This is a genomic window from Cohnella phaseoli (assembly GCF_003386235.1).
Lineage (GTDB): Bacteria > Bacillota > Bacilli > Paenibacillales > Paenibacillaceae > Cohnella > Cohnella phaseoli.
The window spans coordinates 143,368-159,720 of record NZ_QRDZ01000012.1 but is presented as its reverse complement, the minus strand read 5'-3'; the positions used below and the strand labels follow the sequence as shown (position 1 = coordinate 159,720).

Genomic DNA, 16,353 nt, shown 5'->3' with positions numbered 1-16,353 from the left:
TTTCCCCTTCCGATGGATGAACTGACGACCGTATCCGGGTTCCGCCGAAGCGGTTGTCCGCGAACTGGAATCGCTTACTTCAAAGTTAACCCCTCGGCGGGAAAATGATAATGCGGTAAACTTGTCTCGAATGTTTAATTTTTTGTCTTGCTTTTCTGATAGTCGCTTGGCGTCATTCCGGTATGCTTGCGGAATACTTGGCTGAAATACCGTTGATCTTCGTAGCCGACAAGACTTGCGATTTCATACACTTTGCTGGACGGATTGCTTAGCAGCTGGCAGGCTTTATCGATGCGGATTTGGGTCAGATAGTGCAGATACGTTTCCCCCGTCTTTTTTTTGAACACTTTACAGAAGTAGCTGGGGTCGATGAAAAACTTCTTGGAGATCACGTCCAGATCGATATTGTCCGCATAGTGCGTTCTCATGTACAAAATAATGTTGTCGAGCTGTTCGCCCCCGGTATGCTCGAAGCTTCTGTCGAAGTGCGCCCGAACGCGCTGTAAAATAGTTGCGAGCCAGTCGCATAGTCCTTCGAGCGTATCGTGCCGCCTCATTTTGTCCGAAGAAGAAACGTCCTCTCCAACGAGCTTATCCACCGCAAGCCCCATTTCGCTCAGCGCCTTGCGGACTTCGTACAGCAGCTCCGAGCAGGTGCGATACACATCGTGAGAGGGCAGACTGCCGCTGCGGCGAATTTCCCCAAAAAAGTCGTCCAGCTCCGACAGAACGCCCGCTTCGTCGTTCTCGCTCACAGCCGCCAACAGCCTGCGAGCATGCTCCTGAGGTACCGGCGAGTATTCCCCGCTCTCTTCAGGAATCGTCCCATAGGCAATGACCGAGCCTCCGCCACGGAACATTTTGTGCTGCAGCGCGAGCTCCGCTTGCCTGTAGAGCTCCTTCAGTTCCGTCAAAACTCCGGACTCCGACACGCCGAACGTCAGCGTCAGCCCTAGCCACTCCTTTACCTTGCCCGATATGTCCGCCAGCCCCTCCGTAACGTCCCGCTCCATGTCCCGCTCTCCGCCAAGCAGCATCGTCCCGATTGCGTCCCCGCGCGCCAGATGCAGCCGGATTCCCCTCTTTTCGAGAGCCGACGTCATGAACTCCTGCAGTTTGTCGTCGCCGAGCAGTTGCGCCTCGCCTTGCAGCAGCGCCACCTGATAGCGTTCGTCCGCTAGCCGAATGTTGTAATAAACGAGCCTTTCGTCTTCGATCGACGACGGAGAGATTTCCCCTGTCGCCAGTTCGCGGACAAGCTTCTCCCTTACGAAAGAGAAGCTTTCCGATACGGCAGACTGCAGGACATTCCAATCCTCCTTCGTTTTCGCGGTCCTTTCAATTTGCGTGCGAATTCCGCCCATGACGGCGATCAGTTCCTGCTCTTCCACCGGCTTGAGCAAGTAGTCGGATACTCGGCTCTTGAGCGCGCGTCTGGCATACTCGAATTCGTTAAATCCGGTCAATACGACAAAATGAGGCGAAAGCCCATCCCGAAGACAATCCTCGATCATCGCCAATCCGTCCTTGTACGGCATTTGGATGTCGGTCAGCACAACCTCCGGTTGAAGCTTGCGGATTGCCTCCATGCCCTCTTCGCCGTCCCTCGCGGTTCCGACAATGTTAAAACCCAGTTCCCCCCAATCGACGAACTGCTCCAAGCCTCTTACAATCATGGCGTCGTCATCCACAATAAGAACCGTATGCATAAAATACTCCCCCCGTTAAGTTCCGATCTGTCTTTTGCAAGGTATCCGTACGTTAACGCTCGTATAGCTATGCTGCACGCTGTCGATTGAAAGCCCGTAAGGTTCGCCGAAATAGAGCCGCAGCCTGCGATGAACGTTGATTAAGCCGATATGGTCCTTGTCCGTGCTCGGATCGTCCAGACTGCGTTGAATTTCTTCTAAGCGGTCCCGAGCGATGCCCGCCCCGTCGTCCCAAATCCGAATCCGTACATCGTCGCCGTCGTCGCCAGCCGTAATGGAGATCAGCCTCGCCCCCCGCCTTCGGTTGATGCCGTGCTCAATTGCGTTCTCCACCAGCGGCTGCAGCACCAGCTTCAATATCGCGATGTCCTGTAGAGAATCCGGAACCTCGATTCGAACGTCCAAACGATCCTCGTATCTTAGCTTTTGGAGCTTGATGTAGCTGATCAGGTACGACAGCTCGTCGGCCAACGTCGTGCGCTCCTTCTGGTCGGAAATAATATAGCGAAAAAGATGCCCCAGCGCCTTAATCATTTCCGCCGTGCCCGGGTCTTTGTTGACGATGGCCAGCATACGAACGGATTCCAGCGCATTATACAGAAAATGCGGCTTGATCTTGCTCTTCATGGCGTCGAATTCCGCTTCCCGCTTCATCAGCTCCACCTGATGAATGCGATTCTTCGTTTCGTTCAAATCGGCTACGAGCCGATAAAAGCCTTGACCGAGTCCGGCAATCTCATCCTGCCGCACGTGTACCGGGGTAGGCCAGAAGGAGAAGTCGCCGTTTGTAATCCGCTGCTTCACTTCCTTGGACAGCCTCTTAAGCGGCAGTGTCATTCGGTGTGCCAGTAGCGCCGCCAACAGAAACGCCCCGACGACGCATAAGCCGGTAGACAGCATAATGACACGCTTGATGCCTTGCTGCGTCTGCTGCGTCTCCTCAAACGGGGAGGAGACAATCAGATTCCAATCGCTGTTTGGCAGGGCGTCGTATACTGTCAGTCGGCTGCCCGTTCCAGGCTCGTACACGCCCGTCAAATCGAGCTGAACGCCGTCTGCCGCTTGAGCGAATGAACCGGAGGCAAGCGTTTGGCCGACCGCTGCCTCGTCCGACCCTGAGATCATCCGTCCATTCCGGTCGGAGATCAGTATTTCCGAGCCGTTCGCGAGATTTACCGCCGAATTGATGCTGGAGAAATCGCGCTCGGAGAAGGCGATCAGCACAACGCCAAGAGGACGGAACGCTTCCTCCGCCTTGATGAACTGTTTGACCTTGCGGGCGACAAAAATATATTTTCCGTTATGGTCGTAGCTTCCCCAATACGGTTTGCCGTCCAGTCTGTCCACATCCTCCAGCCAATCCGTATCCTGGCCGGGCAGAAACGTATTGGCGCCCGCATACGTTCTGTCTCCGGATGCGCTCACGATGGCGATTTCCTTGGCGCGAATGCCGTGAATTTTCAACTCATAGAATTGCTTCTCCAACAGGTTGGAGGCCGAGATTTTCTGCTGCACGTTGCCCGTCCAGTTTGTCTTCAGAATCGGATCGATGATCGCCGGATTGGTCATAATGAGCAGCGCGGCGTCCGCCGCGCCTTCCATGAAGCTCGACAAGTTTTCTTTCGAGTGCTCCAGCGCCGTCTCCATCATATCCATGCCGTTGCGATGAATCATTTTGGAAAATTTATCGATCGTAAAAACGGAAATGATCGTGGTCGGAGTAATAATAAACACCAGCAGCAGAATCAAAATTTGCGAGCGAACGCTGCCGCCGATCATCCATCCTTTCATCATCGTTATGCCTCACCCCTGAATTCGTAAGCGCTGTCATTAATCAGCCGTCGTTATTTCAGCAGTATAGCAGGATATTTCCCGTTCGGATACACTGGGTGAAAATGCGTGAGGGGAATTGCTGAGGCGGAAGGTACGTAGCTTATAAGTGTTGGAGGCAAGATGAGGCTGTCCCATAAGCCAAACAAGTTGCTGTGAAAAATAATCGATGATAAAGGTACAAGGGGGATGTGCCTCTCTCCGATGCTATACGCTTTCTGAAATCTGAATGGGTAAACCCGTGATAAGGTGATTTCAGAAGCGTATGAGGCAGTCTCCGAGAGGCACATCCCCCTTTCTTTATATCTCGATCATCTCAAGCAACTCTGCTTACGGGACAGCCACATTCTTCCAACTAAGCAATCTGATCATCGCCGTTACAGCCTCCGCGCGCGATACTGCGCCGCTCGGATTAAACCTGTTGTTCGGCTGTCCCTGCACGATTCCGGCATCTCGGGCTGCAGCGATCGCGCCTTTGGCCCACTGCGGAATATCCGTATCGTCGGAGAAGCCTGAAGCGCCAGTCGCCTGAAGCGGCAAATTCAGCGCGCGCGCCGCCAGTGATGCCATCTCCGCGCGGGTGATCACGTGATTCGGGCGGAACGTATTATCCTTAAAGCCGGTCACGATCCCGGCCTCAACCGCTTGCGCAATCGCGGCTTGCGCCCAGGCGCCGATGTCGTTGACATCCGCATAGGACAGCTTGGCGCCCTTGGTTTCCAGCTTTAACGCTCTCATCAGCATGGCGATGAATTCTGCCCGGGTGACAGAGCGATTGGGCTGAAACGTTCCGTCCGAATAGCCGTTGACGATTCCCCGTTCGATCGCTTGCTTGATCGAAGACGCCGCCCAATGATCGGCGATGTCCTTGAAGGACATTTCGGAAGGCTTCTCTTTCTCTTTCTCTTTCTCTTTCTCCTTCTCCTCTTTCTGTACCACCGGCGTCTTCGGACCGGACTCGGGAACGGTTGCCGGACCTGATGCGGGAGCCGTTCCCGAACCGGAACCATGATTGTTCGGAGGCGCTTTGATCTGGCCGCTTGTTAGCGTCAGCAGCTTAAAGCCCGCGATCTTATTCGTCGCGTCGATCTCATAGACGCCGACATACGTTCCGGAAGTTACGCCGCCAATGTCCGTACCCGATACATAAGGATCGACTACCCCCGCCCCGGACGGAACGGCGTCGCCTGCGCCCGGCGTCGGCAGCAGGGTCGCAGAAGTTTTGACGACCACACGATTGCCGACAGAAGCGGCGGCGGTGACCTTCGTCGTCCCCGTCAAGCCTCCCGCCGAAGCCGTGGCGGAGACTTCCGGTGTAATGCCGATCGTGACGGCGGCCGTGTTCGAATCGGAATGGCCGTCGTTGACCTTAAATGTAAAGGAGTCGCTGCCTGTTGCTCCCGCTTGCGGAGTGTAAGTAAATGCGCCGGTCGCGGCATTCGTAATCGCGGCAACTCCTTTGACTCCGTTGTCTACGATGCTGTACGTCAATGATTCGTCTTCCGGATCGTCGGCGACAAGCGTGCCGCTGATCGCGCTGTTTGCCAGAACCGTCAAGCTTTGCGGAGTTGCGGTCGGCGCCAGGTTGACGGCTTCGGCGTCAACCGCATACAGTCGGCCTTCGCCCGGGGCAAAAGCTGCGGTCAAGCTTCCTGTCGTACGGTTGTAATTCGCCGGAACCTCCGCCCCGGTCGTCTTGGAAACTTCCATGACGGAGCCCGGTTTCGTACTCAGCGTGAACGTCGACGTACGGGACGTCGCCATATCGCGATTGACCACCATCACGTACTGGCGTTCGTTCTCATCCTTGAACGAGCTGATGACGAACGGTTCGTTCCAATCGTCCGGTTTCCAGAAGAAGGAGCCTGGAAGTACGGTCGTCGAGGGCGGGATCGCAGAGCCCGTATGATAAACCGCTTCAGACGTCAGCCGGTTCAACGTCGTTCCGAGGTTCAGCACCTCCGCGTTCAGATCTCTCGCCCAACCGTAAGAAGGATTCTGCGTGCCGTCGGGATTAATGATCGATCCGTTAAATCCCGGATAGATCGGATGCGAATACGTAAAATAGATCAGACCTTTGGAGCCGTACGCCAGATTCGTATACACGTTATAGCGCATATCGTTCTCGGATGGCGAACGAAGCCAATTGCCGATCCCGACGGATTGGACGAACGTCCAGAAGTCGACGGCGCCCGCTTTAGCCTGACGCCGAATGATTTCCAGGTTGTTGTAATACTCCTGAGAAAATCCGCCGTCGGCCAAAAACGGATAGTAATCGAACAACAAAACATCCGGCTCTGCTCTTACCCAACGGTACACATAGTCCTCGTAAGATAGTGCGGCAATATTTTGATTGATCGTAAACCAAAAATCGGAATCCATAGGCTGACCGTTGCTGTAAGCGTTTCCACCATTGTACCAGTTATCCCCCGTTTGACTTCTCCAGACCCCGAGGAAGTTGTCTCCGCCGCCATTATGCGTAAACTCCAAATAATACGTCGTATTCGGCTGCACCTCCGCATTCAGCAGGAACCGGGGTTGGCTATTCGTGCCGACAGCCGATTGATTAAGCGTCGTTTGCGCGATAAGCGTCGATTGGGCCGGAGAATCCCATAACTTTAACGTCACCTGTTCCCCCGACTGCCATTGATCCCACGGCACATACCATTGAACGCTCGAAATATTCGTCTCATGCGCGCCTGTCGTGAACGTTTGTCCGATCGGCGTAACCGAATTCAACACGCTTCCATCCAGATGCTCCATTAACCCAAGCATGCTTGAAGGCGCATCGCTCGGAAGCAAATTAACAAGCGACATGTGATCGGGGTCGAGCGTCTTCAGTCTCTTGATCATATAACCAAGGCGCGTAAACAGCGCGGAGGGTGGCTCGTCGTACAAGTTATAGCCCATCAGAGCCGGATGATTCCAATAGTGTGAGACAATATCCTCAAGCGCCTCCTGCGCTGGCTCGCCGCCGTCGTTAAACACCGATTTGGAGAAAAGAACTTTGAACCATAGATCTTTATCGCTATCAGCCGTCTGATTGACATACGCTTCGCCGCCTGCGTATACATCGGATGCGCTAGCCGCCACGCCCACAGCAACCGCACTGTTGCTTGTCAGCTCCAAATAATACGCTTTGTCGGCCTCAATGCCTTGATGAATGCGAAATATCGAGGCATTGCCGTCGACAATACCGGGTCCGGTTATCGAATCGGAACCGATCAGCGTCGTCTTGGCCGGGCTGTCATACAGACTTAACGTTAATGTCGCGCTTTGCGGCCATTGCGTCTTGTCGATCTGCAGATCGACCGTGTTCAGCGACCATCCGGTGCCGGTATCGGGCGATTCGATGGTTTGCCCCCACGGGTTGGCGCTGTCTACGGATACCGTCGCATCGCCGACGGTTTGCGCGAGCACCGGTTCATACCAGCCGAGCTTCGTATCCGCAACCAGAATCTGCAAACCGTTCTGCGCCGCGAAGGTCAAAGCCCGATCGTTGACGTCGTACGTGTAGTGGCTGTTGCCGCCGACGATGAAGTTGACGTTCATCCCGGCGATTTCCGCATACGATTGCGCATTTACGCTTTCCGGAGGAGGCGGGTTGAAAATACCGATGTGAAAAGGATCGCTTCCACCGGTCGCCGATAACGAAGCTGAAGCAGAAGAAGGCGATGCGCCGAACGAGACCGTCGAAAACAAAAGCGTGAAAGCAAGCAGGGATGTGACAGGAAGCTTTATTTTTCGCATATACTCCTTATCTCTCCTTTAGAATCTCATTGATTCCTACCGTGCCAATATCCACTTCAATTCCCGATCGAGCGGACGGATCGCGATCGCGTTCGCCGGTTCATCGTTCTCCTGAGCTTCGGGGGAATCGAGCTTTCGGTCATACGCAAGCGAATACGCGCCTTCCATTCGTACGTCGTAGGAGTGACCGAAAAATCGATAATGGATTCCATCCGCAGCAGCCTGCAAATCCGGCTGCTCGGCCGTGTCCCCCCACGCCATCCGGAGCCCCCAATTATCAAGCGCGCTGCGAAACGTAATGGCCGTTTCCGCGCAACGGATCGCAATGCTGCCGCCCCCCTCGAGGAGCAGTTCAACCTCGAGCTCTCCCGTCACGGTATCGTCTACTTTCAACGAAACGACGGGGGCCGGTCTCGCATGGCCGGATGGATCGAATAGAATAGGCTCGATCCCCGTCCGGGTACGGAAATCGTTCCACCGTGCTCCGTCCATGACCGGGAGCGTGTCGTAACGGCAATCCTCCGTCGCGCATACGTCTCGCAAATACCGCTCCTCATACGTTTCGTCGAATAAATGAATGTCCCTGATGCGGAAATGCTCTTTTTCACGGAACAGATTAACCCGATAATTGCGGTTGTAGTACCAGACCGATTGCCGCCCTTCGTTCTTCCAATCCTCGAGCGCGCATATCGCGGACGCAGGGGTGAGCGGATACCGGCTCTTAAACCATGCTCCCGATGCGGCCAGCGTTTCGACGACCAGTTCGCCTTCTTCTCGCTTTTGGGCAAGCAGGTCGATTTGATCGGTCAGTCCTGCGCCAATCCGCTCCCAGCCGAATGAATTTTCCTGACCGATCTGCGCATAGCCGAAGGACAACTGGGCGGGACGGAAGCTGACATCGAAAAACCAGCGTACCCAGGAAGGAAGGCCGCCTCCTCCCTCGTTTCCGGTATAGACGGGCTCCAGCGTCACGACGGTTTGGCCGTGCCCGTGATCCGCGGCATCGTATTGGTAGATCGGGTCGCTTCCGAGCATGCGGAATACCGGCACCGGAATTTGATTAGCCGCGGTCTGCGCAGGCATGAAACCGTTGAGACGGCTAGGATAATAGGCCTGGTTGTAATAACCGCCCCAAAGCGTATAGCCGTCCGTGCCCCATTGATCCTTGCAATTGCAGGAAGCGACGATGGCATAGCGATCGGCCAAATAACCGAGCAGATGAGCATCGATAAACCATGAGCCTACGGACTTCGGATATCGGCCGAACTTGGCTCGGAACTCTTCCATGAAGACGTCCGCAAGCCGCTCTCTCTCCTCGGGAGTGTAGCCGATTGAAAACCCGACATGGGCATGCCAATCCCACGCATATCTGCCTCTCCAGACCAAGCCTGCCTTCTCGACTAACGGCTGTACGACTTCGAACCAGGCGCCGATTTCCTGCTTTTCATCCGTCTCCTGCTTCAGCAAAGCCACGAAATTGTCGTCGATCAGGGCGTCGTACTGGATCAGCCACGTCGCCGGCAGCCCGTGCTTTCGCACGAGCGCCAGCTCTTCGCGCAGCGTCTCCAACAAATCGATATCCAGTCTCGGTTCTACTCCGCGAATAAAATTAACGATATTGACTCGGTTAGGCCATTCCTTGTTCAAGTAGGTCAAAATCAGCTCTCCAATGCATTCTTATAAATGGTTTTAACGACCGATGACTTCCGGCTTGTCGCTGTATACGTTTCGAGGCAGCGTTCTTTTCACCTCGATCGAGATTTTTCCCGCCGGCGTTTCTTTGTAAGCCTTATACTGCTCGTTGAACTCGGCGATCGTTTCCTCGTCGTGCCCGCGAACCTTCATTTCGTTCAAGAACTGCTCGTAAGCGGATTCGAATTCATTCTCGTTTTTGGCGAGCAGCATTTTGGCGTAATATTGCATTCTGATATCGTTCTGTACCGGGCTATACTTCTCCACCTGGCCGCCTATGAGCGTCTTCGTCCGACTTACGGCCGGAATCAGGCCAAATGTTCCCTGCTCGTGATTCAACTCCTCGGCTTTGTACAGCATCGCGTTCGTAGCCGTCCAAGGCGGCTCCATCGTCGGAATATGCGTCTGCAGCGTGCTGCCGAGGTATTTCCACCAGAAGAAGCCTTTCTCGGTCACGTTGGTCATGCCTTCTCCGCCCCAGAAGTCCGGCCCTCTGAACACCGCATCGTTGACAACGACGACCCCGTCTTCCATTTTGTACGCGCCCATCGACTCCGGTCCGTATTCCATCAGGATGAACGCTTCCGGCGTTTGATGCCAGTCGAGCCCTTTCATGATCAGATCCGGATTTTTGGCCGTGCTGCTAATGCCGGTTCCCAATCCGCCGAAAGGACTGAAGTTGGCGTATTGCGCAGGTTTGATTCCTTCAATGGCGGGCAGATAGGCAGGAACGAACCAGCCCTCCGGAAACCCTTGCGACTCCAGCGCTTTGTACGTGATCGAGTCCGCAATACCGTTATTTTTCAACGTGCTCGCATTCGGATTGTCCCAACCGTCGAAGAGCATCGAGCCGAATCGCAAGGAATTCCCCTTTTCCAGGAACAGATCTTTTTTGTGGAACGCGGTTTCCGGGTCCAACAGCCCGTTCAAATGAAGCTTATTCAGCCATTGAAAGCCTTGCTTGAAGCCGGGCATTTTGTAATCCGGCAGGGCCGAGCCGTCGGCCTGTTCGTTCCAGCCGGTTCCGCCGACGATCGTCCTTACGCCGAACATCGACATCACGACATTTAGTCCCGCAAAATTTTCCCCGCCCAACGACAACGGGATAATCGAGCGGCCCTTCTCGTCCTTCGTACCTTTAATCGCGTTCAAATACTGCTCGAAGCCTTCTACTGTCTTAATGTCGTCCACCTTCAGCCCGGATTTCTCAAGAAGGTCGTCTTGAATCCACAACCCCTGGGCGTTGCCTTGCCAGGCGGAAGGCTCGTCCAGAACCGGCTCATACCCCATCGGCACGAAGTAGATATGTCCGTCCGTTGCGCGCCAGTAATCGACCAGCCGCTTATCGATCTTCGCCAGATTCGGATATTCCGCCGCGTTGTCGAAGTACTTATCGAGCGGAAGCAGCTTCTGCTCCTTGATCAATCGCGACCACATCGCATTTTCGGCATCCAGAATAATCGCATCCGGGAACTCTCCGCTGACGAGCTTAAGATTGATTTGTTGGGCGATATCGCTGCCGTTGCCGATTTCGACTTTATCCCACCGGACGCCCGATTTTTCCATGATCATCTTCGTGATTTCGCCGTCCAGATTAATCGGCGTTGTCAATATCGGATTGTACAAAGTGAAGCCGTTAATCTCTTCCCCCGCCGGCGTCTTCGACGCGGATTCCGTTGCGGCTCCGCCGCTTGAAGTCGGGGATGGCGTGGAAGTCGCTTCATTGTCTTTATTGGTGCACCCTACAAATAAGGTCGTGCTCAAGGTCATTGCAAACGCCGTCTTACCCCACTTTTTCCATCTCTTGCTCATTTTCGTAGTGCCTCCCCATGGATGGTTTGTTCAAGTTTTTTCTTTTGTCATTTCGTTCATTCCTTAACGGATCCGATTAGCACCCCCTTGACGAAATATCGCTGCAGAAACGGATATACGAGCAAGATCGGCAATGTCGTCAGCATAATCGTCGCCATCCGGACCGACTTCGTCGTCACTGCGGCAGGATTGTACATGCCGGCGTCTCTGGCCGCGCTCATCTGCCCGGCGCTGATCATATTGCTCGCTTCTACGGTGCTCATCACGCGTTGAAGATACGTAGGCAGAGGTTGCAGCTGGAGATCGTTCACGAAGAACGCCCCGGTAAACCAATCGTTCCAATGAAAGACGGCCGTGAACAAGCCTAGTGCCGCCAGCAACGGCATCGAGAACGGCAGGATGATGGCGAAATAAATTCGCGCGTACCCTGCGCCGTCGATTTTGACGGACTCGATCACATTTTCCGGGATATTGTTCTGAAACGACGTTTTCATGACAAGCATATTCCATACGCTGAACAGGTTAGGAATGACGAACACCCAGAAGCTGTTGATGAGATCGAGCCGAATCAACTGAATGTAGAACGGGATAAGCCCCCCGTTAAACAGCATGATGAACAGAAAGACAATTGTCAGCTGCCTTCTTCCCGGGAGCTCCTTCCGGGACAGTGCGTAAGCGACCATGGAAGTAACGAGCAGAGAACCGATCGTGCCGATCGCCGTGCGGAGCACGCTGATTTTGAACGCATTTAATATGATTTCGTTTTGCAAAATGACGATGTAGTTGCCTATCGTAAAGCTTCTCGGCCACCAGTAAATGCCGCCCATCGCAGCGTCCGCGCCTTCGTTAAAGGAAAGAACCAGAATATACCACATCGGATAAGCGGACAAAAATGCGAACAGAATCATTAGCAGCGAATTAAATACCGTAAACGTATTGAGTTTGGTTACCATATGCCCTCTCCGCCTATGCGTTTCGATATGAAATTGCTTAACACGAGCAGGAAGGTCGTCATAAAGCTCATGACAAGCCCGATTGCCGTCGTCATGGAATATTGGGCTTGACCGACCCCAAGCCGCAGCACATACGTATCGATCACTTCCGCCACGCCGATATTCGCGGGATTGATCATCGCGTAGATCTGATCCGCGCCGACGCTAAGCAGACTCGGAATCGATAAGATGAAGACGATCGTGATGATCGGAAAAATGCTCGGCAGCGTAATATAACGCATTTGCTTAAATCGTCCGGCGCCGTCCAGCTCCGCGGCTTCGTATAGAGCGGGGTTAATGCCGGCGATCGCCGCCAGGTACAGAATCGTTCCCCAACCGATTTCCTTCCACATGCTGCTTAGAATAAAGATCGGGCGGAACCAAGTCTCCGAACCCATAAAAGCGATCGGCTCGATTCCGAAGATCCCGAGCAGCGAATTCGCTCCTCCGCTGTCGATCGAGAAGAAGGCGTCCAGAAAACCGACAACGACGATCCAGGAAATGAAGTGCGGAAGGTAGCTCATCGATTGAACGAATCGCTTAAATGCGAAAGACCGGATTTCATTAATCAATAATGCAAACAAGATCGTCGTCGGAAACACAAACAGCAGCCTCAGCATCGTCAACAGGAACGTATTGCCCATCGCTCTCCAAAAATCCGCGCTTGCCGTAAATTCCTCGAAGTTTTGCCATCCCACCCATGGGCTGCCCCAAATGCCTTCCCTGAAGTTGTAATCCCTGAACGCCATCTGCAAGCCTAGCATCGGAAGGTAGTTGAACATGACGACCAACGCAATCCCCGGAACGATAAACAAATATAAGGGGAGCATTCCCTTCCTCTTTATTGCAGAGAAACCCACAACATCACTCCAATCTTAGCTGTATAAATTAACTATAGAGAGTCGGGTAAGCGTTCTCAATCGTCCTATCGCACGATTACCGCTGCTCTCGCACGATCTTGACGAGATCCAAATAAAACAAGACCGCCAGGAGACGCAGCGTCTCCTAACGGTCATCTTTGCAAAGCATGCGCTTGGGCTTTATTCGTCATCGGCTGCGCCGACGAAGTTTCTGTACTCCTTCGGCGACAGCCCCGTGATCCGTTTGAACAGACCGGTGAAATACCCGATATTTTGATACCCTACGCTCTCCGCTACCTCGTAAAGCTTCAACTCGGAGTGGTGCAGCAATTGCTTCGCTTGGGCGATCCGGATGTGAATCAGCAGGTCGGTAAAGGATTGCCCCAACTCCTCTCGCAATAACGCCCCCAAATAATTGGGACTGAGGAATACCGCGTCGGCAACCGAGCTAAGCGACAAATTTTCCTTGTAGCGGGCGTTCATCATATCCAGCGCCTTCCGGACAATGACCTGGGCATGGCTCAGCTTCTTGTCCGCGATATAATCGCAGAACCCCGTCAAAATCCGAATCGTCGTCTGCAGCAGCTCCATTTCATCCTCGCACTCGAGAAGCTCCCCCCATAGTTGCTTCTCCGAGCCCAGATGCTTGCCCGCGCCTCCGATTTCATCGGCTGTCCGGCTTGCTCTGCTCACCCATTCGAGGCACAAGCTCCTCATCTCCGAGCCTCGAATGCGGATGTCGCCAAGCAATCCCCTCATCAGGTCCCCAAGCGCACTCCGGCTGCCCAGGCTGTCCCCCGCTCCCATCCGTTCAAAAAATTCGTTGCTGCTCTCCTGCAAGCTTTTACCTGAATGTTCGGGCTGATCGATAAACTCGTGCCAAAAGAAGATTTGTTCCGTCCGCCCAAGCAGCCGCAAATTCACCGCTCTTCTCGCAAGCCGGTAGCTTTCGCTCAAGCCGACCAGCGATTCCGCAGGAGGGCCTACTCCGATGCAGATCGAGGATAGACCGATTGTTCCCGCTTCGCTCTCGATCTCTTCCAGCAGCAAGGTCATCATCCGATCCCCAATAAGGGAATTCCCTTGTTTCACAAAGAGCACCAAATCTCCGCGAGGGGTCACTGTCGTCTCTTCGATATGCGAGGCGCAAGCTTTGTCTGCGCTCCTCCGAATTGCCGCTTGAGCGATTCGCGTCGCGGCTTCCTTCGTGTGCGAGGGATGCGGAATGAAATCGATCGAGACGATCGCGATCGAACGCGGAACGGCGTCGGCGAACATTCCCAGTGAACGGGCACGCTCAGCCGCTTCGCTCTCGTGTAGAAGAAGACCGTGAATCAGCTCTTGCATGAGGTTCTCCCGAGCAATAAGCGCGAAAGATTTAAGCTGGTCCTTTACCCGAGCCTCCTCCTCTGTCTTCCTCATGTCGATCAGCCTCTCGCCGTGCATTTGCTCCAGGATTGCCGCCAATTTGCCAAAGTCGATCGGCTTGACGAGGAATGCGTCGACGCCGAGATCAAGCGCGGTTTTGGCATATTCGAATTGTTCATATCCCGTTACCATGATGATGCGCAGCTTCGGATTGTAGACACTCATCCGGGATGAAAGCTCCAGCCCGCTCATCCCCAATAGCCTAATATCTGTGATCAGAAGATCGGGCGGGTCCAGCTCTGCGAGCGCGAGAGCTTCAGCGGCATCTTCCGCTTCGCCGGTAACTCTCATCTCGTAACGATTCCAATCCACATGGCGAATAATCGATTGTCTTTGTCTGATTTCGTCATCGACAACGAAAATTTTCATCTGTATATCAGCCCCGATCCAAAGATGTATTTAACGAAGATTGCCTGAGTTCGATTGTCTGCGGAATGACGATCCGTACGTTAGTGCCTCGGCCGATCGAGCTGTCGATCGTCATCCTGCAGGAGGGGCCAAAGTACCGCTTAAGACGTTCATTGACATTAAAAATACCGAAACCGCCGCCAGTTTCGCGCAAGCCGGAGCCGCCGCCCAACAGCAGTTCGTTCAATTGCTCCGCCGACATGCCCTTGCCGTTGTCCATGATCTCAATGCACAGCTCATTCTCTCCCTGCAGCCGAGCGCGAATGCCGATTTTGCCCTTGCCGCCCGTGCTTTCGAAAGCATGCAGCAACGCGTTCTCAACAATCGGCTGCAGCGTAATCTTGATCATCTCGCAAGACAACGCCCGCTCCTCTACATCGAATTCAACCGCGATCCGTCCCGGATAACGCTGCTCGTGAATGTCCAAATAGGCTTGGACATGCTCCAGTTCTTCGCTTAACGGCAGAATATCGCCGCCTCGATTCAGCGCCAGCCGGAAAAACTTGGCCAACGCGTCCACCGTGCCGCTAATTTCGGACGAGTCGATATCCATCGCCATGCTTTTCACCAGCGCAAGCGTATTATACAAGAAATGCGGGTTAATCTGCGCCTGGAGAAGACGCAGCTTCTCCGTTTCCGTCGCGCTTCTTGCTGCCGCGATTTCTTTGACCGATTCCTCCAATTGCGTCGACATCCGATTAAATTCCGCCTCAACATCGGCGAGTTCATCATTCCCGTGAACTTTCACCATTAGCCCCAGATCGCCGTCCCGCACTTTGCGCATGCTTCGAATTAGAGCGTTCAAGCGCTTCGTTAATCTCCCCCCGAAGCCGATGAGTACGACTAATGTAAGTCCGACGAACAACATACCGACCACGATCGCCGCGTTCTTGACGAGCCGTAGCTTCTGCCAAAGCGATTCCTGGCTAACAACCGAAACGATTTTCCAACCCAGTCGATTCGTCTCAAAAACAATCAGGTTCATTTTGCCGTCAATTTTCGTTGCGTACCAGCCCCGCTTGTCGGCGAACGCCCTGTTCAGGTACTCCAATTCCTTGACGTTCTCGCCTGTTCGAACATCCCTGGCATCGATTAAAGCCCTTCCTTCGGCGTCAGCCACAACCATCCAACTGTCGCTGTATTCCAGCGGACTTGAGAGCTGGTCAAACAAAGCGCCGGCCGTCACTTCGATATCAATGATGCCGTATTTCTCGTTGCTCAAGTAGTCGACCAGCCATTTGCTGATGTGAAACGTCGGGGGACCGCTTCGGCTAAAATGCCAATAAAACTGCCGTTCCTCCGCTTCCATTGCAGGATACCATTCTTTTACAGAAGCCTTTTCTATGTTCAAAATCGTGCCTCCGTCCTCGTGCAAGGTCGGATTGGTTTTATAGAATTGAATGCGTTTCATCGGAAAATAAGCCTGAGTTCTGCTAACGAGCGAATTCATTTGCTGAAGGGCTGCGACCTCATCCTGCAATCTTTCATATTTCTGTGTAAGCGCTGCCGAGATTCTCGGATCGAACGCCATTTGCATCAAAATATTTTGATATCCGGTAATTCGGTATTGAATATTTTCGTTGAATTGATAGACGACCTTCTCCAGCATTTCGCGATTTTCTTTTTGCACAAGCGGCAAACTCGTGGAAAATAAATAGAGCCCGATGACCAAAACCGGGATAATGAGAAAAAAAATAAACACCAGGATAAGCTTTTGGAGCAAACGCACTCTCTGCCAATACTTCATGAAGACGCCTCACCGACCTCTTGTGTGATCCGGTTTCGTTCAAGCAATACTTCTTTTATAGCTTGCGCTTCTATCCTTGTCAATTTCCGCGTATTGCTGAAGGCTAATTTCATTGCGAACCTTTT

General features: G+C 53.5%; 9 protein-coding genes. All 9 read right to left on the bottom strand.

Features of this window, described 5'->3' with window-relative positions; translation table 11 throughout:
- Positions 1-134: 134 nt before the first annotated feature.
- Positions 135-1,709 carry a response regulator transcription factor gene (locus tag DFP98_RS16445; RefSeq protein WP_116061696.1) on the bottom strand — a complete coding sequence of 525 codons (1,575 nt, stop codon included), beginning with the start codon at positions 1,707-1,709 and terminating at the stop codon, positions 135-137.
- 15 nt (positions 1,710-1,724) lie between these two features.
- Entirely contained in the window at positions 1,725-3,503 is a 1,779-nt protein-coding gene (locus DFP98_RS16440; RefSeq protein ID WP_116061695.1) for a sensor histidine kinase, read from the bottom strand.
- Between the two features lie 366 nt (positions 3,504-3,869).
- Positions 3,870-7,289: an S-layer homology domain-containing protein gene (locus DFP98_RS16435; protein WP_116061694.1), complete on the bottom strand. Its 3,420-nt coding sequence runs from the start codon at positions 7,287-7,289 to the stop codon at positions 3,870-3,872.
- Between the two features lie 36 nt (positions 7,290-7,325).
- Positions 7,326-8,945, bottom strand: coding sequence for a hypothetical protein (locus DFP98_RS16430; RefSeq protein WP_246016569.1), 1,620 nt, complete (start codon positions 8,943-8,945; stop codon positions 7,326-7,328).
- 33 nt (positions 8,946-8,978) lie between these two features.
- Positions 8,979-10,793 carry an extracellular solute-binding protein gene (locus tag DFP98_RS16425; RefSeq protein ID WP_246016568.1) on the bottom strand — a complete coding sequence of 605 codons (1,815 nt, stop codon included), beginning with the start codon at positions 10,791-10,793 and terminating at the stop codon, positions 8,979-8,981.
- A 56-nt stretch (positions 10,794-10,849) separates the two neighbouring features.
- Positions 10,850-11,746 (bottom strand): carbohydrate ABC transporter permease, encoded by an 897-nt coding sequence (locus DFP98_RS16420; RefSeq protein ID WP_116061692.1) that lies wholly within the window; start codon positions 11,744-11,746, stop codon positions 10,850-10,852.
- Positions 11,740-12,615, bottom strand: a complete 876-nt coding sequence (locus tag DFP98_RS16415; RefSeq protein ID WP_116061691.1) for an ABC transporter permease — start codon at positions 12,613-12,615, stop codon at positions 11,740-11,742. The genes DFP98_RS16420 and DFP98_RS16415 overlap by 7 nt, the downstream gene beginning before the upstream one ends.
- Positions 12,616-12,825: 210 nt before the next feature.
- Entirely contained in the window at positions 12,826-14,442 is a 1,617-nt protein-coding gene (locus tag DFP98_RS16410; RefSeq protein WP_116061690.1) for a response regulator transcription factor, read from the bottom strand.
- A gap of 7 nt (positions 14,443-14,449) precedes the next feature.
- A complete protein-coding gene (locus DFP98_RS16405) occupies positions 14,450-16,228 on the bottom strand; it encodes a sensor histidine kinase (RefSeq protein ID WP_116061689.1) in 1,779 nt (592 codons plus the stop codon).
- Positions 16,229-16,353 lie beyond the last annotated feature (125 nt).